The organism is Dyella sp. CR10 (assembly GCF_055814425.1).
The window spans coordinates 2,044,336-2,068,333 of sequence record NZ_CP185986.1 but is presented as its reverse complement, the minus strand read 5'-3'; the positions used below and the strand labels follow the sequence as shown (position 1 = coordinate 2,068,333).

Below are 23,998 nucleotides of genomic sequence, written 5' to 3'. Positions count from 1 at the left end.
CACGCTGCAGGTGGCCGAAGCATGTTGTCGAGCGACATTCCTGAGCCCGGTTGCGGACATGACGGAGTTCAGTGCCCGTGACTCTCCGTGCGACGGTTCTGCGTATAGTTCAACGGCACATAGAGATAGCCTCTGCCGGCATCGGCTTTCGCGATGTGCCCGAACGACGGGAACGGCAAATGAGCCGCGCCGATGAGATAGCCGTGCTCCGCCGCGTCGGCAAACGCAGCCTCGCGCACATGCTCGGCCTTCCTGTCGTCGCTGTCCCATACGATTCGGACGGACGGGTCATGGAACTGCACGGGAGCCGAGTGCACCACGTCACCCCATAGAACCAGCTTGGTGCCCTTGCTCTCCACAACGAAGAAGCTGTGGCCAGGCGTATGGCCCGCCGTGGGAACGGCACGAATACCAGGCGCGATCTGCGTGTCGCCCTGGTAGAGCCGCAGCTTGCCGGCATCGAGGTAGGGTCCGAACATCTTCGGGGCGACGTCAAAATTGATCTGCACCGCCTCCGAGGCGCGTGCGGCGTTCGCGTGGTTCATCCAGTAGTCGTACTCGGCCTTGTCGACGTGAACGACGGCGTTTGGGAAGATTCGCTGCCCGTCCTTGGCCAGGCCGCCGATGTGGTCAACGTGCATGTGGGTGATCACCACATCGTCGATCTGCTCGGGCGCGTAACCTGCGGCCCTCAGATGTTTGAGGGTGTTTCCTAGCGTGGGACCGTAGAAAGCACCCGCGCCCGTGTCGACCAATATCAACCGGTTGCCGGTGTTGATGAGGAACTGGTTCATCGACGACTCGGCCGGGAGCGTCTGAAAGACCTTCCGGTAATCAGCTGCAATCTCGCCGGGCGATTTTCCGATCAACAGCTTGTCCATGGCGAAATCGATCGTGCCGTCGCTCAGCGCCGTTACCTCGAAGGCTCCTAGCATCAGGCGGTAATAGCCCGGCGCCTGAGTTAGGGCCATCGGTGCTTCAGCGTTCGCGTTATCCGCAATGAATGTCGATCCCGTGGCGATGGCGAGGGCACTGACAAGAAGTTTTCTAGCGAAACCATGTGTATTGCGCATGATGAAGTCTCTCCGACGAGATGGCGCTTGCCTTACGGGTGAATGCGAGTGAGCCGTGGTGTGAGGATGAGCGTTTACGCGCACCATCCATCCGACCTGCAAGGCTTCTTTGACCTTGGGCGGATAGAGTCTGCGAGATCCGAAAAGCCCGCTAGCCTCGCGAAGAGAATCATCGTCGTGCTGGCCGCGCACCAATATTCCACGTCGCCATGGGCGGGTTTGAGCGTGGTGGCAGTACGTACCTGGAGGCTACGGTGTCGCTGGCGGGTCCCGTATCAATGCTTCACGGCTTCGCAGCGGAAGTTCTTTTCGTCGCCGGCACTTCCAGTCCCCGAATAAACGGGCTCCTGCGGATACGGGCATATGAGGCGCGTCCGTGCGGCTGCGCCTGGCGGATTGCTCACCACGATACGCTCGGGTGGCTGGCCGGTCGCCACCCATGTGTCGATGGTGCTGATGGGATCGAACACAAAGGGACCGTCGCCTCCTGTGCAATGCCCCATGGCCGGAATCATGAAGAGACGCGCATTATCTCTGCCGTCAGCCCCCTGGGCTGCCGTCAATGCCTCGTAGAAGTCGACGCTGGCCAGCGGTGGCACTAGGGGGTCCGACCAGCCATGCGAAATGAGGAGCTTGCGCCCGCTGGCGAGATAGCCCACGACACTGGCGGGCTGGACGTCCACCCATCCGCCATGCAGGGAAAGCGCGCGACTGGCGTCCTTGTCGTAATCGAAAGTACGGAAGTTCCATTCGGGATCGCTGAAAACGACGTCCCGAAAGTAGCTAAGCACGGGCGCGATCGGTCCGGCGCCGGACACTTGTATCGAAAGCCCTGCCTCGCTGCCCGGCTCGAAGCCGGGAATGATGGTTTCCCCTGTGCGAGGATTGCGTGGCCCCTGATAGATCGCGCGGAGCGCGGCGATCTGCGGCTCGGTCAGGCACTGGGAGGAGGCGCCCTGCGTCCCGTGGCTCGCACGCTTGCATTGAAGCGAGCCGACATCGAAGTGACAACGGTTGGGTGCCGATATGATGCCATCTTTCACACCGTCGTCGGCATCGCAGCTCGCTACCGCCGCCTTGCGCACCCATTCGAGTGCGGCAGGCGGGATCTTGCTGGCTGGGTTCTTCGAAGTGGCCGAGCTGGTCCATAACGAACCCACCATGAGCGCAACTGTAGGATTCGCCGGCGCCATGGATGAGATGCCGTCGTAGTCGTCCGGGTAGCGGGATGCCTCCATCAGTGCTTGGCGGCCACCGGTGGAGCAGCTGGCGAATAGCGAACGCTCCGCTTTCCTCCCGTAGAAAGCTTCGATGATCGCCTTCGCCGCCACCGTCATCTCGTGAACTGCACGGTAGCCGAAATCGACGAGCCTTTCCGGATGACCTGCCGCAAAGCCCGCGTCAACGGGGCTCCCCTGATGTCCGCCGTCGCCCGCCACTGTCGCATAGCCCTTTGAAAGCGGGGTGATCATCGCCGGATACGCGATGGAGCCTGCCCATGCTCCATTACCAACTCCGACGAGCTTGCCGTTCCAGCCGGATGCCGGCATCCAGATTTCAAAGCCGATGCTGGACTCGGGGCCCGGGTGGCGGATACCCGTGACGCGGCAGAAGGAGGGCAGCGGTGCGTAAGGGTTGGTTGCTGTTCCGACCGCACTTTGGCCGGGCGGTATGAAGGCGCCAGACGCGACGACTGCGGCAGACGTAATCTCAGTGTCGTCGAGTTCGAGGCTCCTGATGTTCTCGCACCCGGTCGCACTCGCATGCGTGACATCAGGCGGTGCCAGCGCGAGGAAAATCAAAAAGCCGAACACCATGCGGTATCGTTTCACGATCGATGTCCTTCGCGCGGCAAGGGAGGGGAACGGGATAGTCCTGGTCACGTGATGACGGTGCCGCGAGCCAGAGGGCGCTCTACGCGCCAGCGCTTGATCGGAGTGTCCACCATGTGCAGGCAGATGGCCGCCAGCACGAACGAAAAGACGAGTGCTGCCGGCAGAGCCATCCACCAGGGGGCGAAGTAGCTATCCCTGAGCAAGACCACCAAGGGAAAGTGCCATAGATAAACGCCGTAAGAGAGGCGCCCAATGTAGGCCATGGCCGGGGAGGCCAGGATTGGACAATGGCGATGCTCCGCCAGGTAGCCGATGATCAGGAAGGCCGAAAGTTCGGCGAGAGTGACCTCCAGCGTTACGGCCTCTACCGCAAGCTGAGCCGGTAGCGATGGCATCCATGGGCAGGCGATGCAGATAACGAGGGCGCCGCCGGCGATCAGCGCTGCCTGCCTGGACACTTGCAAGGGGGTTACGGCAGCGATCGCCCCGATCAAAATGCCGCTCATCCGCGTATCGAAGGAAAAGTACGCCTGGGCCCAGCCCCAGAAGATAGTCACGAAGCATCGCCAGGCACTGAAGCATGCGAATGCCGCGAGCAGCCACGCGATTGGTCGTCGTGTCCGCAGGGTCAATGGCAGAAGCAGTGGCCAGAGCAGATAGAACTTTTCCTCGACTCCCAGTGACCAGGTATGGCCGATGGTCTTGGATGCGTACCTGAAAGCCATGGCGTAGTCCATGGCATAGAAGCTGGCGAATGCCGCGTTAAGCCATGGCTGGTCGGCAGGCCAGAGCGCGGGAGCCATCAAAAGGTACGCGGCCACCAGGAGCAGAAGCGTTGGGTAGAGCCTCAGGGCGCGCCGAATATAGAACGAGCCGATTCGGATGCCGCCGCCGCGGTGTTCCGCCATAAGAAGCGACGTAATGAGGTAGCCGGAAAGAACGAAGAAGACGTCTACGCTGAGATATCCACCGCCGCTTCCGGGTACGCCGCAATGAAATGCGACGACGGCCAGGATCGCCAATCCGCGGACGCCATCGAGCGCAGGGTTGTATGACATGGTCGCTCCGATGCAGCCCTGCCGGGGAAATGAGCGGCACTGCAATGCAATGGCGGATCTCGGCTCGGGCTGGCCCTTCGGGCGGGCCTTTGCGCACGTAATAAAGACAGTTCGATCCGACGGGTCGCAAAGCGGGCGCATGGCTGCCGCAGCCAAGGTACGGGTCAGTTGAAGCAGGCCGGCGTCGGTCCGGCTGCATGGTAGGCGCAACTTGTATTGAGCGGTACGCTCACGAAAGGCATGGGGGTGTTTCTGTCTACGCAACAATCGGTGCGACGCGTGACGACCTGGCGTCGTAGACCAGTCGATCTCAGTCCCGGCAGCCATCAAGCACGGAGCGAAGAAAGGTGATGACCGCCTCCGCCCGCCCCAGCTCGATCAATTGTGCCGCCGTGAGGTAGCCCAGCTCGGCAATAGGCGTGTGCAGATACCAGGCTTGTAGGGCCGAGGGGTCCGGCTCTACCGCGGCAGCCACTCGCAGCACCGCCAGCGTGGCCGGTATCAGACCGAACAAGGTGCTGTAGCTATGTTCGCCAACCGGCGAGATCAGCCGATCCGAAGGGTCCGCAAGATAGGCGGCGGTCACCAGGGAACTCAGCGCCGGGCGGGCCAGTGCGCTGGCCGACGTGGCTTCGATCATGGCTCGGACCTCCTTCATGCGATGACGGATGGAATGCGCGCTGGGACGGCAGCCGTCGGAGCGAAAGGGGGGGCACCATTCCGCGGCAGCCCGTATCCTTGAAGAAGCGGTCGAACGGGAGGCTGCCCGCTTCGCGTAAGGGAAGCGGGCAGCCCGTACTCAGCTGCGAAAGAACGCCAGCAGATCGCGGTTGATGACGTCGGGATGGACGGCGAACATGCCGTGGGGATAGCCCGGGTAGACCTTCAGCGTCGCGTGCTTGAGGAGCTTCGCCGAAAGAGGTGCCGAATCGGCGAGCGGAACAATCTGGTCGTCGTCGCCATGCATCACTAGCGTGGGGACGTCGATGGCTTTGAGGTCATCGGTAAAGTCGGTTTCCGAAAAAGCCTTGATGCCGTCGTAGTGCGCGTTGGCACCGCCCATCATGCCCTGGCGCCACCAGTTGTCCACGCAACCCTGGATGGTCTTCGCGCCAGGACGGTTGAAGCCATAGAACGGACCGGACGCCAAGTCGCGGTAGAACTGGGAGCGATTGCTGGCCAGTGCGGCGCGGAGCTCATCGAAAACCTTGATGGGCAAGCCGCCCGGATTGGCGGCCGTCTGGAGCATGAGCGGAGGCACGGCGTTCATGAGCACCAGCTTGGCGGCGCGGCCAGCACCATGGCGAGCTACGTATCGCGCCGCTTCACCGCCGCCGGTCGAGTGCCCCACATGGATGGCATCTCTCAGGTCAAGGTGCTCGACCACAGCGGCGGCATCTGCAGCGTAGTGGTCCATGTCGTGTCCCGTGTTGCCCTGCGATGAGCGGCCGTGGCCACGGCGATCGTGGGCAATGACGCGATATCCCTGATGCAGGAAGAACAGCATCTGGGCATCCCAATCGTCGCTGGAAAGCGGCCAGCCATGATGGAAAACGATGGGCTGGCCCGAGCCCCAATCCTTGTAGAAGATTTCTGTACCGTCTTTTGTGGTTATCGAGTTCATGTTAGCGTTTCTTTGTCTCGTGGCAGGGAGTCGGTTTGCTGCGGTCTGAGCAGCAGATAGCGGCAGTGAAACCGCCGCGGCGGCGATCAGTCCCGCCGCCATCAGTTGCCGGCGGACGGGGTCGGCAGGTGCTAGGTCGTTTGGATAGTGCATTCGGCTGCTCGCTTTCGCTGGATATCGAGGGAGTGTCTGTCCGTCGCGGGTCATGGCGATTGAGGCCACGGACGCCACGATCAGGCCACGGATGCCACATGCGGAAACACGTGTGCCGGGCGCATGGACAAGCCTAAGCCTCGAAACCTGACCGCAGTAGAGATGCGAGGGTAAGCATGGTGTTGTTGAGCGCACACCAATGCTTAATATGAGAATGGCATGCTCGCCAGCGCTCGAAGCCTGCATGAAACCGGGATGCCTGCTGCTCACGTCCCGACACTTGGTCGCAGCGGGGCTCACGACGAACGGGGGCGAATTCGGGATGGAGGCGACTGAGCAAGCCGAAGATTGCCATCATGAAAAAGCCTCGCGAACCTCTCGATCTCTCGCCGAATCCCCATGAGATATCCCAGTCTCCTCCCGAGACACGCTGGGGCTTCGGTTCTTTCATGGTCTGGGAAGGTCAACGAAGGATCGAGTCGTCCGGGCGAGAGATAAAGCTCGGCTCGCGTTCTTTTGACTTGCTTCTGCAGTTGCTCAAGTGCGCAGGCGAAATCGTCAGCAAGGACGAGCTGTTGTCCGCCGTCTGGGGCCCTGTCGTCGTCGACGAAGGCAGCGTGCGCGTCCACATGTCCCAACTTCGCAAGGCGTTGGGGATGCCTGGAAGCGGGGAGGGCTGCAAGGAGTGGATCTCCAATATCCCGCTACGAGGCTATCGCTTCAATGGCCGGGTTTTGCGCGAACTCATCGACCCACTGGCCGAGGCCCAGGCAAGGGCGGCGGCTTTGCTCAACCGGCCTCCATCGCGCCTGACCGAACTGGTGGGTCGCGAGTCCGAGGTCGATCATGTTCTTCAGTCCATCGACAACCATCGACTTGTCTCGATCGTCGGGCCGGGTGGCATCGGCAAGACCAGTGTCGCCCTGGTGGCTGCGGAGCGCCGCCAGGCGAGGGCAGCCACCGAGGTCGCCTTTGTTGACCTTGCTCCACTGATTTCTTCGGAGCACGTGCTCGGCACGATGGCGCGCGCGCTCGGTGGCTCCGCCGATCTGCCCGATCCATTGCATGCCATGACGCAATGCCTCACGGGGCGGAATGTGCTTGTGTTGATCGACAATTGCGAGCAGGTGATCGATTCTCTCGCGCTGCCCATCACGCGGCTGCTGTCCGCACTGCCTGGCCTGCGCATCCTCGCGACAAGCCGCGAGACGCTCCGCATATTCGGCGAGCATGTCTACCGCCTGCCTCCCTTGGCTATTCCGAGCGCGGATCACTTCTTGCTTGCCCAGGCCATGCAGTGGCCGTCGGTGGAGTTGCTGGTCGAGCGTGCGCGGGCCGCCGGAGCCGGTACTTTCGACGAGTCAGATGGTCCGGCGCTTGCAAAGATCGCACGTCAACTCGATGGCATACCGCTGGCGATCGAGCTGGTGGCCGCGCGTCTGGGAGGGCAGTCCGTCAACGACCTCGCATCCAGGTTGGACAGCCGCATGCGACTGCTTTCCATCGACAATCGCTCCGCTTCGGCGCGCCACCAGTCATTGGCGGCCGCGCTGGACTGGAGCGTTGGTCTTTTGGGCGATGCCGAACTACGCGTGTTCCGCAGGCTCTCTGTCTTTCGAGGGCATTTTGCTGCCGAGCCCGCGCTTCAGGTCGTCTCCGGCGAGATGGACCCCGAGGTGGCGTTCGATGCGCTCATCTCGCTGGTGGACAAGTCTCTGGTGCTGTTCGAACGGAGCGATTCCGCCGCGCCTTACCGCCTCCTCGATACCACGAGGAGCTACGCCGGCCATCTGCTTGCGCAGAGCGGCGAGCGGCCGGAATTGCTCAAACGTCATGGGAACCTGATGCTCGCCGTCATGCATGCGGCAGCCGCGGAGCTGCCCCAGCTGACGGAGCGGGACTGGGGAGACCGGTATGGTCACGTCGTAGACGATGTTCGCTTTGCGCTGGAGACCTATCTGAAGGAGCAGCTCGACGCGAAGAATGCCGCCGCCCTGGTCATAGCATCCGCGCCCCTTTGGTTTCATTTGTCCCTGGTCGCCGAATATCGCGACTGGATCACCGCCGCGCTCAAGCTGGTCGACCAGCAGGCCGAGCCGGACATGGAAACGGCGACCTGGCTGACGACGCAGCTGATGATCGCGCTGCTTCATACGGCAGGATCCCGCGACCAGCTCGATGCCGTGTGCGACCGGGCTCTGGCGGGAGCATTGGCGACTGGCGTGCGCACACTTGAACTTCAGGCTCGCTGGGGCAGGTGCACGCATGACATGTTCAGTGGGGAGTACTCGGCTGCTCTGCCGCATTCCGAGACCTTGCTCGCCGTGGCGGAGTCGTGTGCCGATCCCGCTGCGCTCAATCTGGCTCACCGCGTGAGCGGCATGGCCAACCATTTCTGCGGCAGGTTCGACGCGTCGGCACTGCACTGCGAGGCGTCGCTACGCTTGAGCGGTACCGGGCGGACGCGCACTAACATGGTTGGAGTGGACCCCATCGTAGCCGCCAAGGCCGTGCTTTCCCGAACGTTGTGGATCCGGGGTGAAACGGCCAGGGCTTTGCAGACCGCTGCCGAGGCAGTGGAGCGGGCGGAGGCGGCAGGCCATGCCGCATCCTTGTGTTCCGCTTTGTACGGTGCCTGTCCCGTTGCCCTGTGGTCGGGAGAGCTCGAACTCGCCGAGCGGTGGATTCTCAAAATGATCGGCGAGGCCCAGCGCAAAGGACTGGTGACGTGGTTGCGGTATGCCGAATCGTTTCTGCAGGGTCTCCAGCTTGCGATCGAGCCTGACGCCAGGCCGCATGTCCGCAAAGTGTTGGAACGGTTCGCGGGTTACGATTCGTCGCGCAAGGAGATGCTGGTGACCTTTTGCGTCGACTGGGTCGACGACGACATGGTCTCCCGGCTCGAAAGGGGGGAGGGCCTCTGGTGCGCGGCGGAGGTCTGGCGAGCCCTTGGCGTTCGCAGCGAACGGCGTGGCCTGGCGACGGAAGCGGAGAGTCATTATCTCCGCGCACTCGAGACTTCCAGGCGGCAGGGCGCAGTCGGCTGGGAGCTGCGCGCCGTATCGAGCGTGGCGGAACTCTGGACCGGCACGGGTCGAGAGAGGCAGGCCATCCAGCTGCTGGATGAGACGCTCGCCAAGTCTGTTACCGAGGGACAGGATCAGGCCGCCGCAAGGGCGCGGAATCTGCGCGAGAAGATCATTCAAGAGCAGGGCTGAGTCGCGCAAACGCTCGCCAGGCCGTCCTTATCTCCTTGCAGGGGCCAGGGCGTGGACGCCGACCGCTCCCAGTCGCCCGCTAACAAGCTTTCACATGCAATAACTGGCTCCGGTCGCCCTGGACGAGCAGGGTGGCAAGGTATTCCGCGCCTTGATGCAAACGCCTTGCCTTATCCGAGCCGGGAAACGCCGCCATGACCTCATCGACGCCCATGAGTCCACCTGCCGACCCCTTGTCCGCTAGTTTTGCCACCACCTACGCCGGTGTCGTTGCTTTCATTGCCGTGGTAGCGGAGGGCAGCTTTGCCCGCGCGGCGGATCGCCTCGGAATCGGGCGCTCCGCGGTGAGCCGAAACGTCCAGAAGCTCGAGGGGCAGCTGAATGTGCGCCTCTTTCACCGGACCACGCGCAGCACGACCCTCACCAGCGAAGGCACCATGTTCTACATGAGCTGTCATCCGGGCGTCGATCGAATCGTCCAGGCCGTCGAGGAGATGCGGGACCTGCGGAACGGGCCACCCCGGGGGCAGGTGCGCGTGAGTTCGCCCGTGGGCTTTGGCCGGAGGCTGGTGGCGCCGTTGCTCGGCGGATTTCAATTGGCCTGCCCCGAGGTATCCGTCGATCTGTTGTTGACCGACAAGCCCGTCGATTTCACATCGGACAGGGTGGACATCGCGTTCCGCCATGGACACCTCGAGGACGCCCAGATCATTGCCAGGCAGATCATCCCCATGCAACTGATGGTATGCGCATCCCCGGGGTATCGCGAAGCGCATGGGCTACCTGCGACGATTGACGAACTGTCGTCCCACGAGTGCGTCAATCTACGCACCGGCATGGGGCGCATCCTCGAATGGGAGTTCAAGGTCGGCGGCAAGGCGCAAAGGTTCCTGCCCCAGGCCAGGCTGACCTACAACGATCCGGAACTGGTGCTGCAGGCGGTCGTCGACGGCATGGGGATCGCACAGGTCCCGGGTTATCTCGCTTGCGATGCCATGGCGTCCGGCGCGCTGGTGACGTGCCTGGCGCAGTACGCGCCGGATGACAGCGGCCACTACATCTGCTACCAGAGCAGGCAGCATATGCCCATGCGCATGCGGGCCTTCATCGACTACATGACGCAAGCCATCCGGAACGCCGACCCTCAGCGCTCCGCCTTGGGCGAGATGCCTGACCATGCGCGTGGAGAACGCCCCCGCCTTGGAAATGTGGCGTTCCTTTCGATCAAGTAGCCGTGGGGTCGCGCTCCCGCCGCTTGCCGGTGCGGGGCGGCATAGTCTGCTTTAAGAGCCGTGCAACCACCTCGATACGGCCGACTGATGCGCAAGCGACAACACAGTGAGTCGCTGCGTGGGCCTACTGAATACACATGCCATGCCGGAGACTTCGTTGCATCGAAGTGCCTTGGCGCAGAGGAGTGACGATGAAGCGGCTTGACAAGAAAATTGCTCTGATTACGGGTGGAAACAGCGGGATAGGTCTCGCAACGGCACGTCTTTTTGCCGCGCACGGCGCCAAAGTCATCGTGACCGCGCGACGGCGGGATACGCTCGACGAAGCCGTAAGGCTGATCGGTCACGATGCTTTGGGCATTCAAGGTGACGTGGCCGATCTTGCCCATCATGCGTCCGTGGCCGACGAGATTCGCAAGCGTTATGGTGGATTGGACATCTACATGGCCAATGCCGGGATTCTGACGGTCGCGCATTCCGCGCAGGTGAGTCCGGACGAATTCGATGCGCAGTTCGGCGTCAATACCCGGGGTGTATTCTTTGGCGTGCAGGCGGTATCGCCGATTCTGCGCGACGGAGCCAGCATCATTCTCACTAGCTCGCTCGCATCCTCCAAGGTTCTGGACGGGCATGCCGTGTATGCCGGATCGAAGGCCGCCATCGAGGCATTCGCCCGCAGCTGGGCCTTGGAGTTCAGGCAGCGGCGGGTGCGCGTCAATGTGTTGAGTCCGGGCCCGGTAGACACGTCGATCATCGAAAAGCTGGGCGTGCCCGAGGCAGAGCGCCCCGCCTTTCTCCACTCCATGACCGAACGTATCCCCGCCGGCCGTTTGGGTGGCGCGGACGAGCTGGCTCACGCGGCGCTGTACCTTGCGTCCGACGAAAGCCGGTACGTCAACGGTGCCGAGCTGTTGGTGGACGGCGGCATGTCCCTGGCGTGAACTCCCGGCGGCGGGGCTCCGTACCAGGTGGCGGATGATCGGTCCCGCTGCAGGTCAATAGTCCGGCGATGGCCAGGAAAGGACGAGGGCATGCCGCGCTCAGGCGAGCGAGACGATGCACTCGATGCCTTCCCTGGCCATTTTTGCGTATGGACAGATCCGCTCCGTATTGCGCACCAGTTCCGCGGCCAACGCACGATCCACGCCCGGCAAGCTGATTCGGACCTGGGCGGCGAGCGTGAACAAGCCGTCCACCGGATCCCTGCCGAACGTTACCGAGGCGATGACGGCGGCGTCGGGGATCTCGACCTTCGCGCGGGCGGCCAGCAAGCTGAGTGCTCCCTGGAAGCACGCGGCGTAGCCCGCGGCAAAGAGTTGCTCGGGATTGGTTCCTTCGCCTTGCCCACCCAGCTCAGTGGGAAGCCGCAACCTTACGTCCAGCATGCCGTCGTCGGAGCGTGCGACACCGGAAGCTCGCGCGTGCTTGCATTCGCCGCCCGTGACTCGCACGGTGGCGGTGTAAAGCGGTTGAAACTCTGCGCCGGCGTATTTATCGAGCAGCGAGGTGGGCGGCCGTTGCAGTTTGCTCATGGGTAGACCCTGGAGATCATGTTTCGGAGTTCAGGCGCTCGGGTACTGGGCGAGTCTTCTCCAGATCGAAACGCGTATATATCCAAAGGAATGCGAAGAAGCCGAAGTAGCCTGCCGTCATCAGGCGGCCAAAGGCGTTTTCCCAATACGTTACATCCGCGTGCGGAAACCAAAGAGAGATGACCTCTTCGACGAAGCCCGCCCCCACGGCGCCAAGGCCAACGAAACTGGTGACGAGTACGGCCAGCGCGACCTTGAACCCCGTGCCTCTGCAGCGCACCGAGCGCACCTTCCCGCGATCTATCCATGGCAAAAGCACGAGAAGAAGGATGGATCCGAACATCGCGGCGACACCCCAGACCGGCGTGCCGAAGTAAGACGGGACCATGCGCAGAATGGCGTAGAACGGCGTGAAGTACCACTGCGGCCGGATATGGCTGGGGGTCACCAGGTTGTTGGCCGGCAGGAAGTTGTCGCGCTCGAGAAACCATCCGCCGAGCGTGGGGGCGTAGAACACGATGAAGGCTGCGACGGTGAGGAAAAACAGTGCGGCAAAGACGTCGTGAGCCGTGTAATAGGGGTGAAAGGGTATGGCGTCGATCGGCTTGGCCGGATCCCACCGATTACCCTTCGGTCCATGCTTGACGTCGACGCCATCGGGGTTGTTCGAACCCATCTCGTGCAACGCGAAGATATGCAGGATCACCAGCAGAAGCAGCGCCAGCGGAAGCGCAACGACGTGCAGCGCGAAGAAACGATTGAGCGTGGCATCCGCGGGCAGATAGTCACCCATGACCCATTCAACGAGGTTGTGGCCAACGAATGGCACGGTGCCAAACAGCGAGATGATCACCTTGGCGCCCCAGAAGGACATGTTGCCCCACGGCAACACGTAGCCCATGAACGCCTCGGCCATTAGCAAAAGGAAGATCAGCATCCCGATGACCCACACAAGCTCTCGCGGACGCTTGTACGAGCCGTACATGACGCCACGGAACATATGCAGGAACACCGTGCAGAAGAACAACGACGCGCCGGTGGAATGCATGTATCGGATCAGCCACCCCCAGGGCACGTCCCGCATGATGTATTCGACCGAGCCGAAAGCCTCTTTGGCGCTCGTCTTATAGTTCATCGCCAGGAATAGGCCGGTCATGACCTGGTTCGCCAGCACGACGAGGTTGAGGCCGCCGAAGAAGTACCAGAAGTTGAGGTTCTTCGGAGCGTAGTATTGCGTGTAGTGCTTGCGGACCAGGACACCCAGCCCGGGCGCTCGTTCATCCAGCCATTGGCGGATACGCGTCTCCATAGTCATTGAGGGCAATCTTCCGGTCTGGATTTGCATGAACGAAAGCGCGTGCCTCCAGTACCGGAGGCACGCTTGAGAGGGGCGGGTGGCATGGCCATGCCGACCACGTCGCGCTACGGCCTCACGCTGCTTGCGCGTATTCCGACCGCTCGAACCAGGTCTTGAAGTCGGTCGGTGCGATTCGAGCGCCGCTCGCTGGAAGCAACGTTTCCTTCTCCAGGATCGCGCCGAAATAGGGCGCATTGCCGTCCACGACGACTTCCTGAGGGTCGTTGGTGAGGGAAAGAAACTGCCGTACCAACGTCGAGAGGCTGACCTTGTCCGGGCCGGCGATTTCGACCACGCCGTTCTCCGGCGGGCGCAACGCATAGGTAGTCACTGCGTCGGCCACGTCATACGACGCGATGGGCTGCATGAGGGCCGGCGAGACGTGCACCGCCACCCCTTTGGATGCCGACTTGATGATGCTGCCGAGGAACTCGAAGAACTGCGTGGAATGGATGATCGTATAGGGGACGCCTGACTCGCGGATGATCTTTTCCTGCGCGGCCTTGCCGCGAAAGTATCCGCTGGCCGTCAGGCGGTCGGTACCCACCACGGAAAGAGCGACATGGTGCTTCACCCCCGCCTTCTTTTCGGCATCGGCGATGTGGCGCCCCGCGGTCTGGAAGAAGTCGAGAACCGCCTGATCCTCGAAGGAGGGCGAGTTGGCCAGGTCAATGACGACGCTGGCGCCCGCCATGGCTTCGTCGAGGCCTTCGCCGGTGATGGTGTTCACGCCAGACGATGGTGAGCCGGCCACGACCTCGTGGCCTCGTGCACGCAACCGGGAGACCACCTTGCTGCCGATCAATCCCGATCCGCCGATGACAACGATCTTCATGGGAAACCTCTATCCAAAAAGGGCGCCGATGGCGCGTCGTATTCCATGCTAGATGTCACTAGCGAAGGTCGGTAGGCGCTGTGAGGGGCTCACCATGTTGCGTCGGAGGCATCAATTGGCCTGCTTGAGGGGGAACTGCAACAGATCCGCCTCGTGCACTTCGGCGGGTGCCGCATACTCCGACGGGCCGAGGCCGGCGACGTACTGCAGATCCATGGAGCGCACGGCTTCGGTCATGTAGTCGATGAACACTCGGATGCGCGCAGGCAGGTGCTGCCGGCTCAAGTAACAGAGGTAATGTCCGCGATCGTCCGGAGCGTACGGCGTCAGGCAGGCCACCAGGCGACCCGCTCGCAGATGCTCGGCCGCCTGGTAGCCCGCCAGCTGTGCGATACCCTCGCCGGCAAGCACACTCTGCATGACCAGGTCGGCATCATTGAAGGTGTAGACCGAGCGCGGCGTCAGTTTGTGCTTGCGACCATCGATCTTGAATTCCCACTCCGCTATCCGTCCCGACGTCGTGCGGTAGTTGATGCAAGCGTGTGACGGGAGGTCGTCGATGAGCTTGGGAAGGCCATGCTTCAGGGCATAGGTGGGCGAGGCGCACGCCAGCATCTGCATGGGCACGAGGCGCCTGGCGATGATCTGGCTATCTTCCAGTTGCCCGTCGCGAATGGCCACGTCCACCCGGTCCGACGTGAAATCGGCGGACCGCTCGTCAAGCAGGAGGTCGATGGCGATATCCGGGTAGCGGGAGCGGAAGCCGGCGAGCAAGGGAGCGACGATCTTTCGTCCGAAGCCCATGGTCGCGCTGATGCGCAGATGGCCGCGCGGCGGGCCCGCACGAAGCTCGCGCATATCCTCCAGGGCCTGGACGATCCGCTGCACCCCGGGGTGGCAGTTGCGATAGAACAGCTCACCTTCGCGCGTGAGCGAAGTGCTGCGCGTGGTCCGCAGGAAAAGGCGCGCGTCCAGCTGTGCCTCCAGCTTCTGCACGCTGCGGCTCACCGCGGACCTGCCTACGCCAAGCCGGTCCGCGGCGCGGGCGAAGCTCCCCTCGACGGCCACGGCGATGAAGGCGACCACGCCGGCATAGCTGGCCGTGAAGCTGGAGGCGAGAGCATCCCCGGCGTCGCCCTGGGGTTTGTCCTGCGGCGTGAGGGTCATGAGTGGAAGCCTCGTGATAGCTGCGATTCGGGGCGCGCACGAACCCTGGAAGCGGGTGCGTCCGGCGCTGACACCTCCCAGTCGTTTCAGGCGGGGCGTTTGTGACATGGCCGCCCGAGAGGGGTGGTCAGAGGGCGGGCGTGTGGAATCAGCGGTCGCCCAGTTGACGCTCGATCCGCGGATCCGGAATGAACCAGATGGCGGCGACGGTGGCATAGATGAGGCAGGCGGCCACCGGACTGGCGTAGGTGAAGGCAATGGCGACGATCTGGATCACGATCGATGCCTTCGTCTTGCGGTCGGCACCGAGCGCCTTGCCCAGTTCGGAGCTGGTGCCGCCGTTCACCTTGACCAGTGAGCGGGCAAGCAGCTCCCAGGAAATGGCGGTGAGGAGCAAGGTGATGCCGTAAAACACCGTCGGTACCGCCGAAGGGCGCGGATGGACCTTGTTGAGCCAGGCGGTGGAAAATGGAAACAGGGACAGGCAAAACAGAAAGAGCAGGTTCAGCCACATCGCGTTGCCGTTGATGCGGCGGACCAGCTGCAGCATGTGGTGATGGTTGTTCCAATAGATTCCGACGTACACGAAGCTGAGGATGTAGCTGAGGAAGACCGTGGCGTCATTCAGCAGGGCCATCCATGTCCCGTCGGACGGCACGTGCAATTCCAGCACCATGACCGTAATGACTACGGCGATGACGCCGTCGGTAAAGGCTTCCAATCGTCCCTTTTCCATATCGATGCCTCATGGGCCGTGTGCGATACCGGATCGCATCGTGCGCGGCGTACCGGGCAGGGCGGCACGCAATGCGCCGGCATCAGTGCATGCCTGTCATCCCGGAGGCTGTGCACGTTATACGGGGTGCGAGCCCAAAACCATCTCCTGCGAGCAAGACATTGGTGCGTTGAAAACAACTCGCCATGTCCCTCGACGCGACTATTGACGGCCAATGTCCTCGCCTAGCATCGGCGACTGCTGAAGGTTGTTTCGCTGATCGTTGTCTGGCGTGTCGTCACCCGTGCGGACACCCGGCATCGCCTTCGAGGTGGTCATGAAAATCGTTGTGTTGGGGGGCAGTGGGCTCGTCGGCAGGAATGTCATCCGCCGGCTACAGGCCAGTGGGTACGACGCATCGGCTGCGTCGCGTGCATCCGGCGTCGATATCATCTCCGGGAAAGGCCTTCGCGAGGCGCTTGCGGGCGCGGAGGTGGTCATCGATGTGACCAATTCACCCGTGCGCGATGGCACGGCACCCTACGAGTTCTTCAAGGTCGGCGGCGCCAACCTCATCCAGGCCGAAGTCGAGGCAGGGGTTTCGCATCACGTATCGCTTTCGGTCGTGGGTACCGGCCGGCTGGACGACAGCCCGTACTTCAAGGGCAAGGCGGTGCAGGAGCGGCTGATCCGGGAATCAGGCATTCCTTTCACTATTCTCCACGCCACCCAATTCTTCGAGTTTCTCCTCGAAATCGTCGAATTGAGCGTTTACAAACAATCGCTCCGCCTGTCGCCGGCCTATATCCAGCCGGTAGCGTCCGCTGACGTCGCTGCCTCGCTGGCCGAGCTGGCCGTCCGGCCGGCGAAGAATGCGATCGTCGAAATTGCCGGGCCGGAACGGCAGCGACTCTCCGAGATCATCCAGCGCTTTCTCACCGAGATTGAGGCGCCCTACGATGTGGTGACCGACGTCCACGCTCCGTACTATGGCGCGAGGCTGGACGACGATTCGCTTCTTCCGGGTGAAGGAGCGCGCATCTGCTGCACGGATTTTCAGGCGTGGATTGGCCAGTCCGAATACTGGGGTGCCGGCTGGTGATGGACCATTCGGACACGAAAGCGACTGGGCAAGCGGAAGGCGCACCGCTTTGTCGATCGCCATGGCCCATACACATGCGTCGATGACCTCACCGCGTCATCGGCGCCGGGCATGTCACGCATGCCCGCGCTACCGCGCCGGGCATTGATGCCCTGAGGGCAACACCATGCGCCACCCGACGGCGCTACCGGGACTCCATCGACGAATCTAGTCTTCGCTGCCGCCGTGACTCATCGGGCACGGGTACCTCAGCAGAATCCCAGCACAAGGACTACTTATGACCCAGCGCATCGACTATCAGAAGCAGTCGCCCGACTTCTTCAAGAAGTTTGCCGACTTCAGCAATTCACTCAAGCATTCCTCGATCGAGGAATCGATCCATGACCTGGTGAATATCCGCGCATCGCAGATCAATGGCTGCACCTTCTGCCTGGACATGCACGTGAAGGAGGCCACGCTGCGCAGCGAGCGCCCATTGCGCCTGCATCACGTCGCCGCATGGCGCGAATCCACGCTGTTCTCTCCGCGCGAGCGGGCCGCACTGGCATGGACCGAAGCGCTGACGCAGATCCCGCAGCAGGGCGTTCCGGACGATGTCTACGAGCGGGTGCGTACGCAACTCTCGGAGAAAGAACTGACCGACCTGACCTATCTGATCATGGCGATCAACGCCTGGAATCGCATCAACGTGGCATTCCGCCCGCAGCCCGGCGCATTCGACAAGGCGCTCGGCCTGGACAAGGCTGGCCTGGGTTAATGCCTACGGCACATCAAGGAGGTTGCAGGTCATGATTAAGTCAAAGATGCTCGCCGTGGCGTTGTTGCTCGTGTGCAGTATGGCCCATGCGGAGCAGCCTCACGCCGAGGCACAAGCGGCTGGACGGTCCGGAATCGATGCAAAGGTCATTCCGCTCGTGACCAAGGCGCTCAGCGATTACCCGGGCAAGGAAGTGGAAATGATAGCTGTCGAATATCCGCCGGGTTCCGCGGATCCTGTGCATCGCCATGATGCGCATGCCTTTGTCTATGTACTCGAGGGCACGATTGTGATGGGTGTCCAGGGCGGCAAGACGGTCACGCTCACGGCGGGCCAGACGTTCTATGAGGGACCCAACGATGTGCACACCGTCGGCCGGAATGCGAGCAAGACGGAGCCGGCGAAGTTCATCGTCTTCTTGCTCAAGGACCGGGGCGCCCCGGTGCTGACGCCGGTGAACTGAGCCCGTTCGGCCTCCATCGGCCCATGTCTGCCGGTGCCGCGCGTTCGACTGCCGCCATGGAGCGGGGCGTGCGGTACCGGCATTTGTGGTGTTCCATGTACGCGCTTGCTCTCGTCATCAGGGCCCCATGGCGAGCTGCCGCCAAAACAAGATGGCGGTAGGCGGCGGATCCGGCATCGTCACATCGTGGTGAGCAGCCGCACTCCCAGTCTGGAGGCAACTCGCTGCAGCTTTTCCGGGTTGCGCTGGACGAGGCAAGACAGGACATGCTCACCGTCCGTCTGGAATGACTGGACAGACTCCAGCAGCGGACCGATATATCGAAGTATGGCGAGCTCCCCATTGATCGTCGCCAGCTGGATACGCAGGTCGCTCTTGAAGCGCAGGTTTGACGCGTAGAACAACTGCGCAATGCGCTGGCCGCCAACGAGCGGATGGGCGAAGCTCAGTACGTGGCCGCCGCCGTCACCGATGAGTTGTGCATCATCCGCCAGCAGGGACCTCAGGATCTTGAACTCACCCTTGGCCATCGCCTCGGCCAGGCGCTTCACCAGGCGCACGTGGGATTCGGGCGGAACGATGTAGCGCGGCTCGCCATGGCGCAGCTGCGACTTGGCCCGATGCACGATCTGGCGGACGGCGGCCTCCTTCTTTTCGATGACCTCGGCGATCTCCGGGTATTCCACGTCGAATACTTCGCGCAGAACGAAGGCGGCGCGAGCTTCAGGCGACAGTCGCTCCAGCAGCGTGAGCAGGGCGATCGACACGTCGCTCGCCCGCTCGTTGATCTGCTCCGGCGTTTCGGGGGTATCGGCAAGGATGGGTTCGGGCAGCCACATCCCGACATAGTGCTCGCGGCGCGCCTTGAGCGAACGGAGGCGGTCTATCGCCGTGCGCGTCGTCGCGGTCACTAGCCATGCCTCGACGTTGTAGATCTTCGATGGCTCGGCAGCATGCCATCGCAGCCAGACATCCTGCACGACATCTTCGGCGTCCGCCAGGGAGCCGAGCATGCTGTAGGCGACGCTCTGCAGCCTGGCCCTTAGTCGATGAAAGTCGGCCGTCGCATCGTTTGCCGCCATAAGATCTCAGCCCATCTCAAAGGTTTATAAGCGACCCTCGCCACTCCGGGCGGGAAGGGAAGGACGCCGGGATGTGATGCATGCTGCGGCCGCCGTGAGCGATCTTAGCGATAAATTTTCCCGATGCCATAGCGATTACCCACGCGCGGCATGTGTGACCCCTTGCTCGAGCGGCGCGCTTCAGGGCCGCTTGGAACGTATCCTTCATCGATCTTCCGTGGCATAGGCCAAGGGGAGCCAGACCGTGAACTGAGACCCCAGCCCGGCCCCCTCGGATGCCGCGATGATCTTTCCGTTGTGGAGCCCGGCAAGCTCTTGAGCAAGAGCCAGGCCGATACCCAGGCCACCAGCGGCGAAGGGCGCAGAACGAGGTTCCTGGCCAAATACGCTGAACACTTTCGGCAGGAATTCGGGCGAAATGCCGGCACCGTGATCAGAGACGGAAACCTTCGCAAACCTGTTGCAGGCATCGGCGCGGATGTCAATGCGGCCTCCGCGCTCGCTGAACTTGATGGCGTTGTCCAGGAGATTGGAAAAAATCTGTTCGATCCTGACCGGATCGACCTCGCAGAACAGCCTGACCGATCCATCGCGAATCATGCGGATGTCTTTGTCAGGCGCGCTGACGGCAATGGCAGCAGTCAGTCCTTCCATGAGTTCGCCCACGTCGACGAGTTCAACGGCCAGCCGGATCTTGCCGGTCCTTGCCCGCGAAAGCTCAAGCAGGTCGGCCACGATCCTGGCCTGGCGCCGGGCGGCTCCTCGCACGACGCGCAAGTCGTCCGCGAGTTGCGGCACTTGCCTTACGCACGTTGACTCAAGCATTCGATCAATGCCCAGCAGCATCGTGGTCAGAGGCTGCTTGAGTTCATGAGATATCAACGCCAGGCAGAAGTCCTTCGATACGTCCGCGCGCAAAGCGATCTCTTGTTGCTCGCGTTCTTCGGCCAGTGTCTCCTCCAGATGGAGCATTTGGTTGCATAGGGATGTCATTTCGCCGCCTGAAGCGCGAATCGCGCATGGATGTGTCCTGATCGATGCTAGATCGGACTTCCTCGATGCAGGTAGCGATCGACCATTGATCACCACGTTGATCGGGAAGCGACAATAGCCGCGTCCATGCTCTAGCCGACCATACATTGCATGGTCGCGCGCACTGGTTCCCGCATGGAAACACCGTGGCGTCCTGCGCGTACCTACAGATGTCGATGGCGCAGGCTCACCATGCGCGTCATTGATGCCGCGGAATTCTCCGGTGGCAGGAAGGAGGGTGATCATGCGGCAAATCCATCGCATCTTGTTGCAGACCACCATTCCTCACGACAAGGACGACTGGCACATCGGCCGTTTCGGGCTGTTGCGGGATCACTTGGCTGCCTTGCGCGGCCACGATGGGTTGCCCTTGTTTGAAGTGACGGCGCGGGACCGCGATCCATCTGGCGCGCCGGACAGCGTATTGTCGAAACTGGACAGGTCGCCCTTCGACGAGCTTTGGTTGTTTGCGGTGGATACGGGCGAAGGCCTGACCGCCGCGGACTGCCAGGCCATCGGACGATTTCGCCGGCGCGGTGGCGGCCTGCTCGTCGCCCGCGATCATATGGACCTCGGTAGCTCGGTATGCACGCTGGGCGGCGTCGGCGCCGCTCACTTTTTCCATACCAAGAACCCCGATCCCGATCTGTCGCGGCGCAAGATCGACGACACGATCACTACGAACATCCTTTGGCCCAACTATCACTCCGGTGCCAACGGCGACTTTCAACGCATCGAACCTTGCCTTCCTCTGCATCCAGTATTGACCGACCCCGATACGAATGGCGGCGCGATTCGTTTTCTGCCATCGCATCCCCACGAAGGGGCCGTCGGAAAACCGCATAACGATCCGACGGCACGCGTGATCGCGACGGGTATCAGCAAGCTGAGCGGACGACCCTTCAATCTCGCCGTGGCGTTCGAACCCACGGCCGATGTGGGACCGGCGATCGCCGAGTCCACTTTCCATCACTTCGCCGATTACAACTGGGATCCTTCCCGTGGGTCGCCAAGCTTCGTCAGCGAAATGCCTGGCCACGAAATCGCGCATTCGCCCGAGGCGCAGCGATCGATTCGTCTCTATGTAACGAATCTGGCGTTATGGCTTGCCGGCCTTCCCTTGGATGCGGTTCACCGCTCGACCTGACGATCCGGTGATGGATCGAGGCGCCGGTGGGGGCGTCGTCCGCAGGGCAGGGATGGGTGGTCGATCTTCCAAAGACGGCTCTCTCTGTGGGCCGTAGTACGCGCTGCCTACCTAACAACCCAATGCCGTGGAGAACGTCATGAGTCACTTCAAGCTGTCCCTACTGGTCGCTTTCGCCGCGTGCCCGGTCCTTTCAGCACCGGTGACGGCAACTCCTCTGCAGGCCGAGCGAAGCCCGTCGAATCCCGTGTCACCAGGCCACGCGGGGAGCCCCTTCCCGAACGTGCCGGAGATTGCCGGGATCGGCGTGAGGATCGGCAAATATCTCGACATACCGGAGTCGGCCAAGGGCACTCCCATCGACCCACGGAAGGGCTACCGACTGGAGCAGCTTGGCCGTGGGCTCTACATGGTCACGGATAACGCTTATCAATCGATGTTCATGGTCTACGAGTCCGGTGTCGTCGTTGTCGATGCGCCGCCTTCGTATGCCGCCACGTTAAAGCAGGCGATCTCCGAGGTCACGAATCTCCCGATCACGCACATCATCTACAGCCATTCGCACACCGACCACATTGGTGGAGCCAGCCTTATCGGCGGCCACCCCGTCATCGTGGCGCAGAACGAAACCAAGCGGCTTCTCGTTCGCAGCGCAGATCCGAAGCGACCTGTCCCAACCATCACATTCGACAGGACGTATGAGCTGAAGCTCGGCAGCCAGCGCCTTGAGCTGTCCTACCATGGAGACGGTCACGAGCCGGGCAACATTTTCATCTACGCGCCCGAGCAGAAGACGCTCATGGCCGTCGACCTCGTGTTCCCGGGGTGGATGCCTTTCCGCCGCTTTGCGGTCGCACACGACCTGCCTGGCTGGATGGCACAGGTGGAGTTGCTCGCCAAGCTTCCCTTTGACAAGCTCGTTGCCGGCCACGTCGCTCGCCTCGGAACACACGCTGACGTACAGACGCAGATCGAGTTTGACAACGATGTAAAAACGGCCGTCGCAGAAGCGCTGAAGCAAACGCCATTCGTGGATGGCATTAATCCCGCCGATGCCGACAATCCCTGGGCGCTTACGGATGACTACACGGCGCGTGTCGCGGTGCGATGCGTGAATGCGCTGACACCCAAGTGGAGTGCAAGACTGGCTGCCTTTGACGCATTCGTCTGGGATCAATGCTACGCCATGGAGCAAAGCCTTCGCGTGGATTGAAGGGCGTAGCCCATGGCGATGACAGGAAAGGCCGAGCCTTCATTGCTGATGCTGACGGGGCGTTGCTCGAGAGTACTTGGCGCCCGCCGGGCCGGCGATTGATGCGCAGGGCACAACATCGTGATCCGCCAGCGATGCCTACCGACGCCTTCTGCCGAGACCTAGCATGAAGCCATCAGATGCTATTCGCACCTACTCAACGGCGGGTGCATGAATACCGAGGGCATCGATGAAATCTGGTCCTGGTGAGCCGTTGGCACGCAGTCAATGACGCACGACTCATCGACGTCAGCGGCAGCAAGCAAGCGCTTCCACCGAAACTCGTATCAGTCGTGGAGCCGGGCATGCCCGGTTCCGTAACCGTGGTCAGCAGGAGAACAACATGAACGCAGTACACAGTATTCCGCACCCCATTGAAGCGGCATCCAAAGAGCTGGTTCCGTCGCGCTACGCGCTGCGCATTGGGGATATTGACGTATTGGTGATCAGCGATGGCGTGCTGCCACTTCCATTCTCGACCATGTCCACGAATGTCGATCCGGCCGTGCGGGCGGCCTGGCTGGACGACATGCTCCTGCCGGAGTCGTTCGACTGGGCGGTAAACGTGCTCGTGGTTCGCAGCGGCAACCAGACCATCCTCGTCGATTCCGGACTGGGCGGCGAATTCGCAGGCTTCCCACGCGCAGGCCAGCTGGTTCAGCGCCTTGGGGCTGCCGGCATCGATCTGGGATCCCTGACCGATATCGTGCTTACCCACCTGCATATGGACCACGTCGGCGGGCTGCTCGGCGATGGCGTGAAAGAACGCCTGCGCCCGGACGTGCGCATCCACGTATCCGCGACCGAAGCCAAGTTCTGGGAGGCGCCTGACTTCTCCCGGACCTCCATGCCGCCGCCGATTCCGGACGTACTTCGTGTAACGGCCAAGCGGTTCTTGAGCTTGTACCACGACCAATTGCAAACCTTCGAGGAAGAACGGGAGGTGGCACCGGGAGTCATTGCGCGTCGCACAGGCGGCCACACGCCGGGGCATAGCATCGTCCGCCTCGCATCAGGCGGTGATCGGTTGACGTTCGCCGGTGACGCCCTGTTTCCCGTCGGATTCGATCATCCCGACTGGCAGAACGGTTTCGAGCATGACCCCGAAGAGGCAGTCAACGTCCGTCTTCGACTGTTCCGCGAGCTGGCTGCTAGCGGCGAATTGCTCGTGGCCACGCACCTGTCGTTCCCGTCGGTCGGCCGCGTGGCGGTCAATGGAAACGCCTACCGCTGGGTGCCGGCTTACTGGGATTACTGAACGTTTCTCAGGCTAAGGCCTAATCAGAATGTGGCGTCAATGGCGCCACATTCTGTCTAAGGAGCCAACCCGGCACCATGGCACGCGCGCCCTGTGGTCCCGGATG

21 protein-coding genes are annotated in these 23,998 nt (G+C 62.2%); 9 read left to right on the top strand and 12 right to left on the bottom strand.

Translation table 11 applies throughout. From position 1 onward, the window contains the following. Window positions 1-68: 68 nt before the first annotated feature. From ACNR9O_RS09230 to ACNR9O_RS09210, 5 genes are all read right to left on the bottom strand, one after another. Entirely contained in the window at window positions 69-1,073 is a 1,005-nt protein-coding gene (locus ACNR9O_RS09230) for an MBL fold metallo-hydrolase (protein ID WP_473681292.1), read from the bottom strand. A 275-nt stretch (window positions 1,074-1,348) separates the two neighbouring features. Beyond that, entirely contained in the window at window positions 1,349-2,905 is a 1,557-nt protein-coding gene (locus ACNR9O_RS09225) for a tannase/feruloyl esterase family alpha/beta hydrolase (protein ID WP_473681294.1), read from the bottom strand. A 47-nt stretch (window positions 2,906-2,952) separates the two neighbouring features. Continuing rightward, window positions 2,953-3,966 carry an acyltransferase family protein gene (locus ACNR9O_RS09220; RefSeq protein ID WP_473681296.1) on the bottom strand — a complete coding sequence of 338 codons (1,014 nt, stop codon included), beginning with the start codon at window positions 3,964-3,966 and terminating at the stop codon, window positions 2,953-2,955. 310 nt (window positions 3,967-4,276) lie between these two features. Next, on the bottom strand, window positions 4,277-4,606 hold the full coding sequence (locus tag ACNR9O_RS09215) for a hypothetical protein (RefSeq protein ID WP_473681297.1): 330 nt from the start codon (window positions 4,604-4,606) through the stop codon (window positions 4,277-4,279). 159 nt (window positions 4,607-4,765) lie between these two features. Continuing rightward, window positions 4,766-5,590 (bottom strand): alpha/beta fold hydrolase, encoded by an 825-nt coding sequence (locus tag ACNR9O_RS09210; protein WP_473681299.1) that lies wholly within the window; start codon window positions 5,588-5,590, stop codon window positions 4,766-4,768. Between the two features lie 509 nt (window positions 5,591-6,099). On the opposite strand from ACNR9O_RS09210, the gene ACNR9O_RS09205 reads away from it, so the two are divergent. The 3 genes from ACNR9O_RS09205 (at window position 6,100) to ACNR9O_RS09195 (ending at window position 11,134) form a co-directional block, all read left to right on the top strand. Then, complete coding sequence (locus tag ACNR9O_RS09205; RefSeq protein WP_473681301.1) at window positions 6,100-8,961, top strand: winged helix-turn-helix domain-containing protein; 2,862 nt, start codon at window positions 6,100-6,102, stop codon at window positions 8,959-8,961. Between the two features lie 194 nt (window positions 8,962-9,155). Continuing rightward, complete coding sequence (locus ACNR9O_RS09200) at window positions 9,156-10,193, top strand: LysR family transcriptional regulator (protein ID WP_473681303.1); 1,038 nt, start codon at window positions 9,156-9,158, stop codon at window positions 10,191-10,193. Between the two features lie 191 nt (window positions 10,194-10,384). Beyond that, window positions 10,385-11,134: an SDR family oxidoreductase gene (locus tag ACNR9O_RS09195; RefSeq protein ID WP_473681304.1), complete on the top strand. Its 750-nt coding sequence runs from the start codon at window positions 10,385-10,387 to the stop codon at window positions 11,132-11,134. A 99-nt stretch (window positions 11,135-11,233) separates the two neighbouring features. On the opposite strand, the gene ACNR9O_RS09190 is transcribed toward ACNR9O_RS09195, so the two are convergent. From ACNR9O_RS09190 to ACNR9O_RS09170, 5 genes are all read right to left on the bottom strand, one after another. Beyond that, entirely contained in the window at window positions 11,234-11,725 is a 492-nt protein-coding gene (locus ACNR9O_RS09190) for an Ohr family peroxiredoxin (RefSeq protein WP_473681306.1), read from the bottom strand. Window positions 11,726-11,741: 16 nt separating this feature from the next. Then, window positions 11,742-13,070 (bottom strand): cytochrome b, encoded by a 1,329-nt coding sequence (locus ACNR9O_RS09185; protein WP_473681308.1) that lies wholly within the window; start codon window positions 13,068-13,070, stop codon window positions 11,742-11,744. Window positions 13,071-13,155: 85 nt separating this feature from the next. Next, a complete protein-coding gene (locus tag ACNR9O_RS09180; protein ID WP_473681310.1) occupies window positions 13,156-13,917 on the bottom strand; it encodes an SDR family oxidoreductase in 762 nt (253 codons plus the stop codon). A 111-nt stretch (window positions 13,918-14,028) separates the two neighbouring features. Further along, window positions 14,029-15,084, bottom strand: coding sequence for a LysR family transcriptional regulator (locus ACNR9O_RS09175; RefSeq protein WP_473681312.1), 1,056 nt, complete (start codon window positions 15,082-15,084; stop codon window positions 14,029-14,031). Window positions 15,085-15,232: 148 nt separating this feature from the next. Then, window positions 15,233-15,820, bottom strand: coding sequence for a TMEM175 family protein (locus tag ACNR9O_RS09170; RefSeq protein ID WP_473681315.1), 588 nt, complete (start codon window positions 15,818-15,820; stop codon window positions 15,233-15,235). 316 nt (window positions 15,821-16,136) lie between these two features. Between ACNR9O_RS09170 and ACNR9O_RS09165 the strand changes: the two genes are divergently transcribed. The 3 genes from ACNR9O_RS09165 to ACNR9O_RS09155 all read left to right on the top strand — a co-directional run bounded on the left by ACNR9O_RS09165 (window position 16,137) and on the right by ACNR9O_RS09155 (window position 18,121). Beyond that, window positions 16,137-16,901, top strand: coding sequence for an SDR family oxidoreductase (locus ACNR9O_RS09165; protein ID WP_473681318.1), 765 nt, complete (start codon window positions 16,137-16,139; stop codon window positions 16,899-16,901). 277 nt (window positions 16,902-17,178) lie between these two features. Beyond that, entirely contained in the window at window positions 17,179-17,658 is a 480-nt protein-coding gene (locus ACNR9O_RS09160; protein WP_473681320.1) for a carboxymuconolactone decarboxylase family protein, read from the top strand. Between the two features lie 31 nt (window positions 17,659-17,689). Next, window positions 17,690-18,121, top strand: coding sequence for a cupin domain-containing protein (locus ACNR9O_RS09155; protein WP_473681322.1), 432 nt, complete (start codon window positions 17,690-17,692; stop codon window positions 18,119-18,121). Window positions 18,122-18,300: 179 nt separating this feature from the next. Here ACNR9O_RS09155 and ACNR9O_RS09150 read toward each other — a convergent pair whose 3' ends face one another. Further along, window positions 18,301-19,203, bottom strand: a complete 903-nt coding sequence (locus tag ACNR9O_RS09150) for an RNA polymerase sigma-70 factor (RefSeq protein ID WP_473681324.1) — start codon at window positions 19,201-19,203, stop codon at window positions 18,301-18,303. A 204-nt stretch (window positions 19,204-19,407) separates the two neighbouring features. After that, window positions 19,408-20,481: a sensor histidine kinase gene (locus ACNR9O_RS09145; protein ID WP_473681327.1), complete on the bottom strand. Its 1,074-nt coding sequence runs from the start codon at window positions 20,479-20,481 to the stop codon at window positions 19,408-19,410. Between ACNR9O_RS09145 and ACNR9O_RS09140 the strand changes: the two genes are divergently transcribed. From ACNR9O_RS09140 to ACNR9O_RS09130, 3 genes are all read left to right on the top strand, one after another. After that, window positions 20,480-21,382, top strand: a complete 903-nt coding sequence (locus ACNR9O_RS09140) for a hypothetical protein (protein ID WP_473681329.1) — start codon at window positions 20,480-20,482, stop codon at window positions 21,380-21,382. The genes ACNR9O_RS09145 and ACNR9O_RS09140 overlap by 2 nt on opposite strands. A 139-nt stretch (window positions 21,383-21,521) precedes the next feature. Then, a complete protein-coding gene (locus ACNR9O_RS09135) occupies window positions 21,522-22,595 on the top strand; it encodes an MBL fold metallo-hydrolase (RefSeq protein ID WP_473681330.1) in 1,074 nt (357 codons plus the stop codon). Between the two features lie 382 nt (window positions 22,596-22,977). Beyond that, window positions 22,978-23,892 (top strand): MBL fold metallo-hydrolase, encoded by a 915-nt coding sequence (locus tag ACNR9O_RS09130; protein WP_473681332.1) that lies wholly within the window; start codon window positions 22,978-22,980, stop codon window positions 23,890-23,892. Window positions 23,893-23,998: the final 106 nt, after the last annotated feature.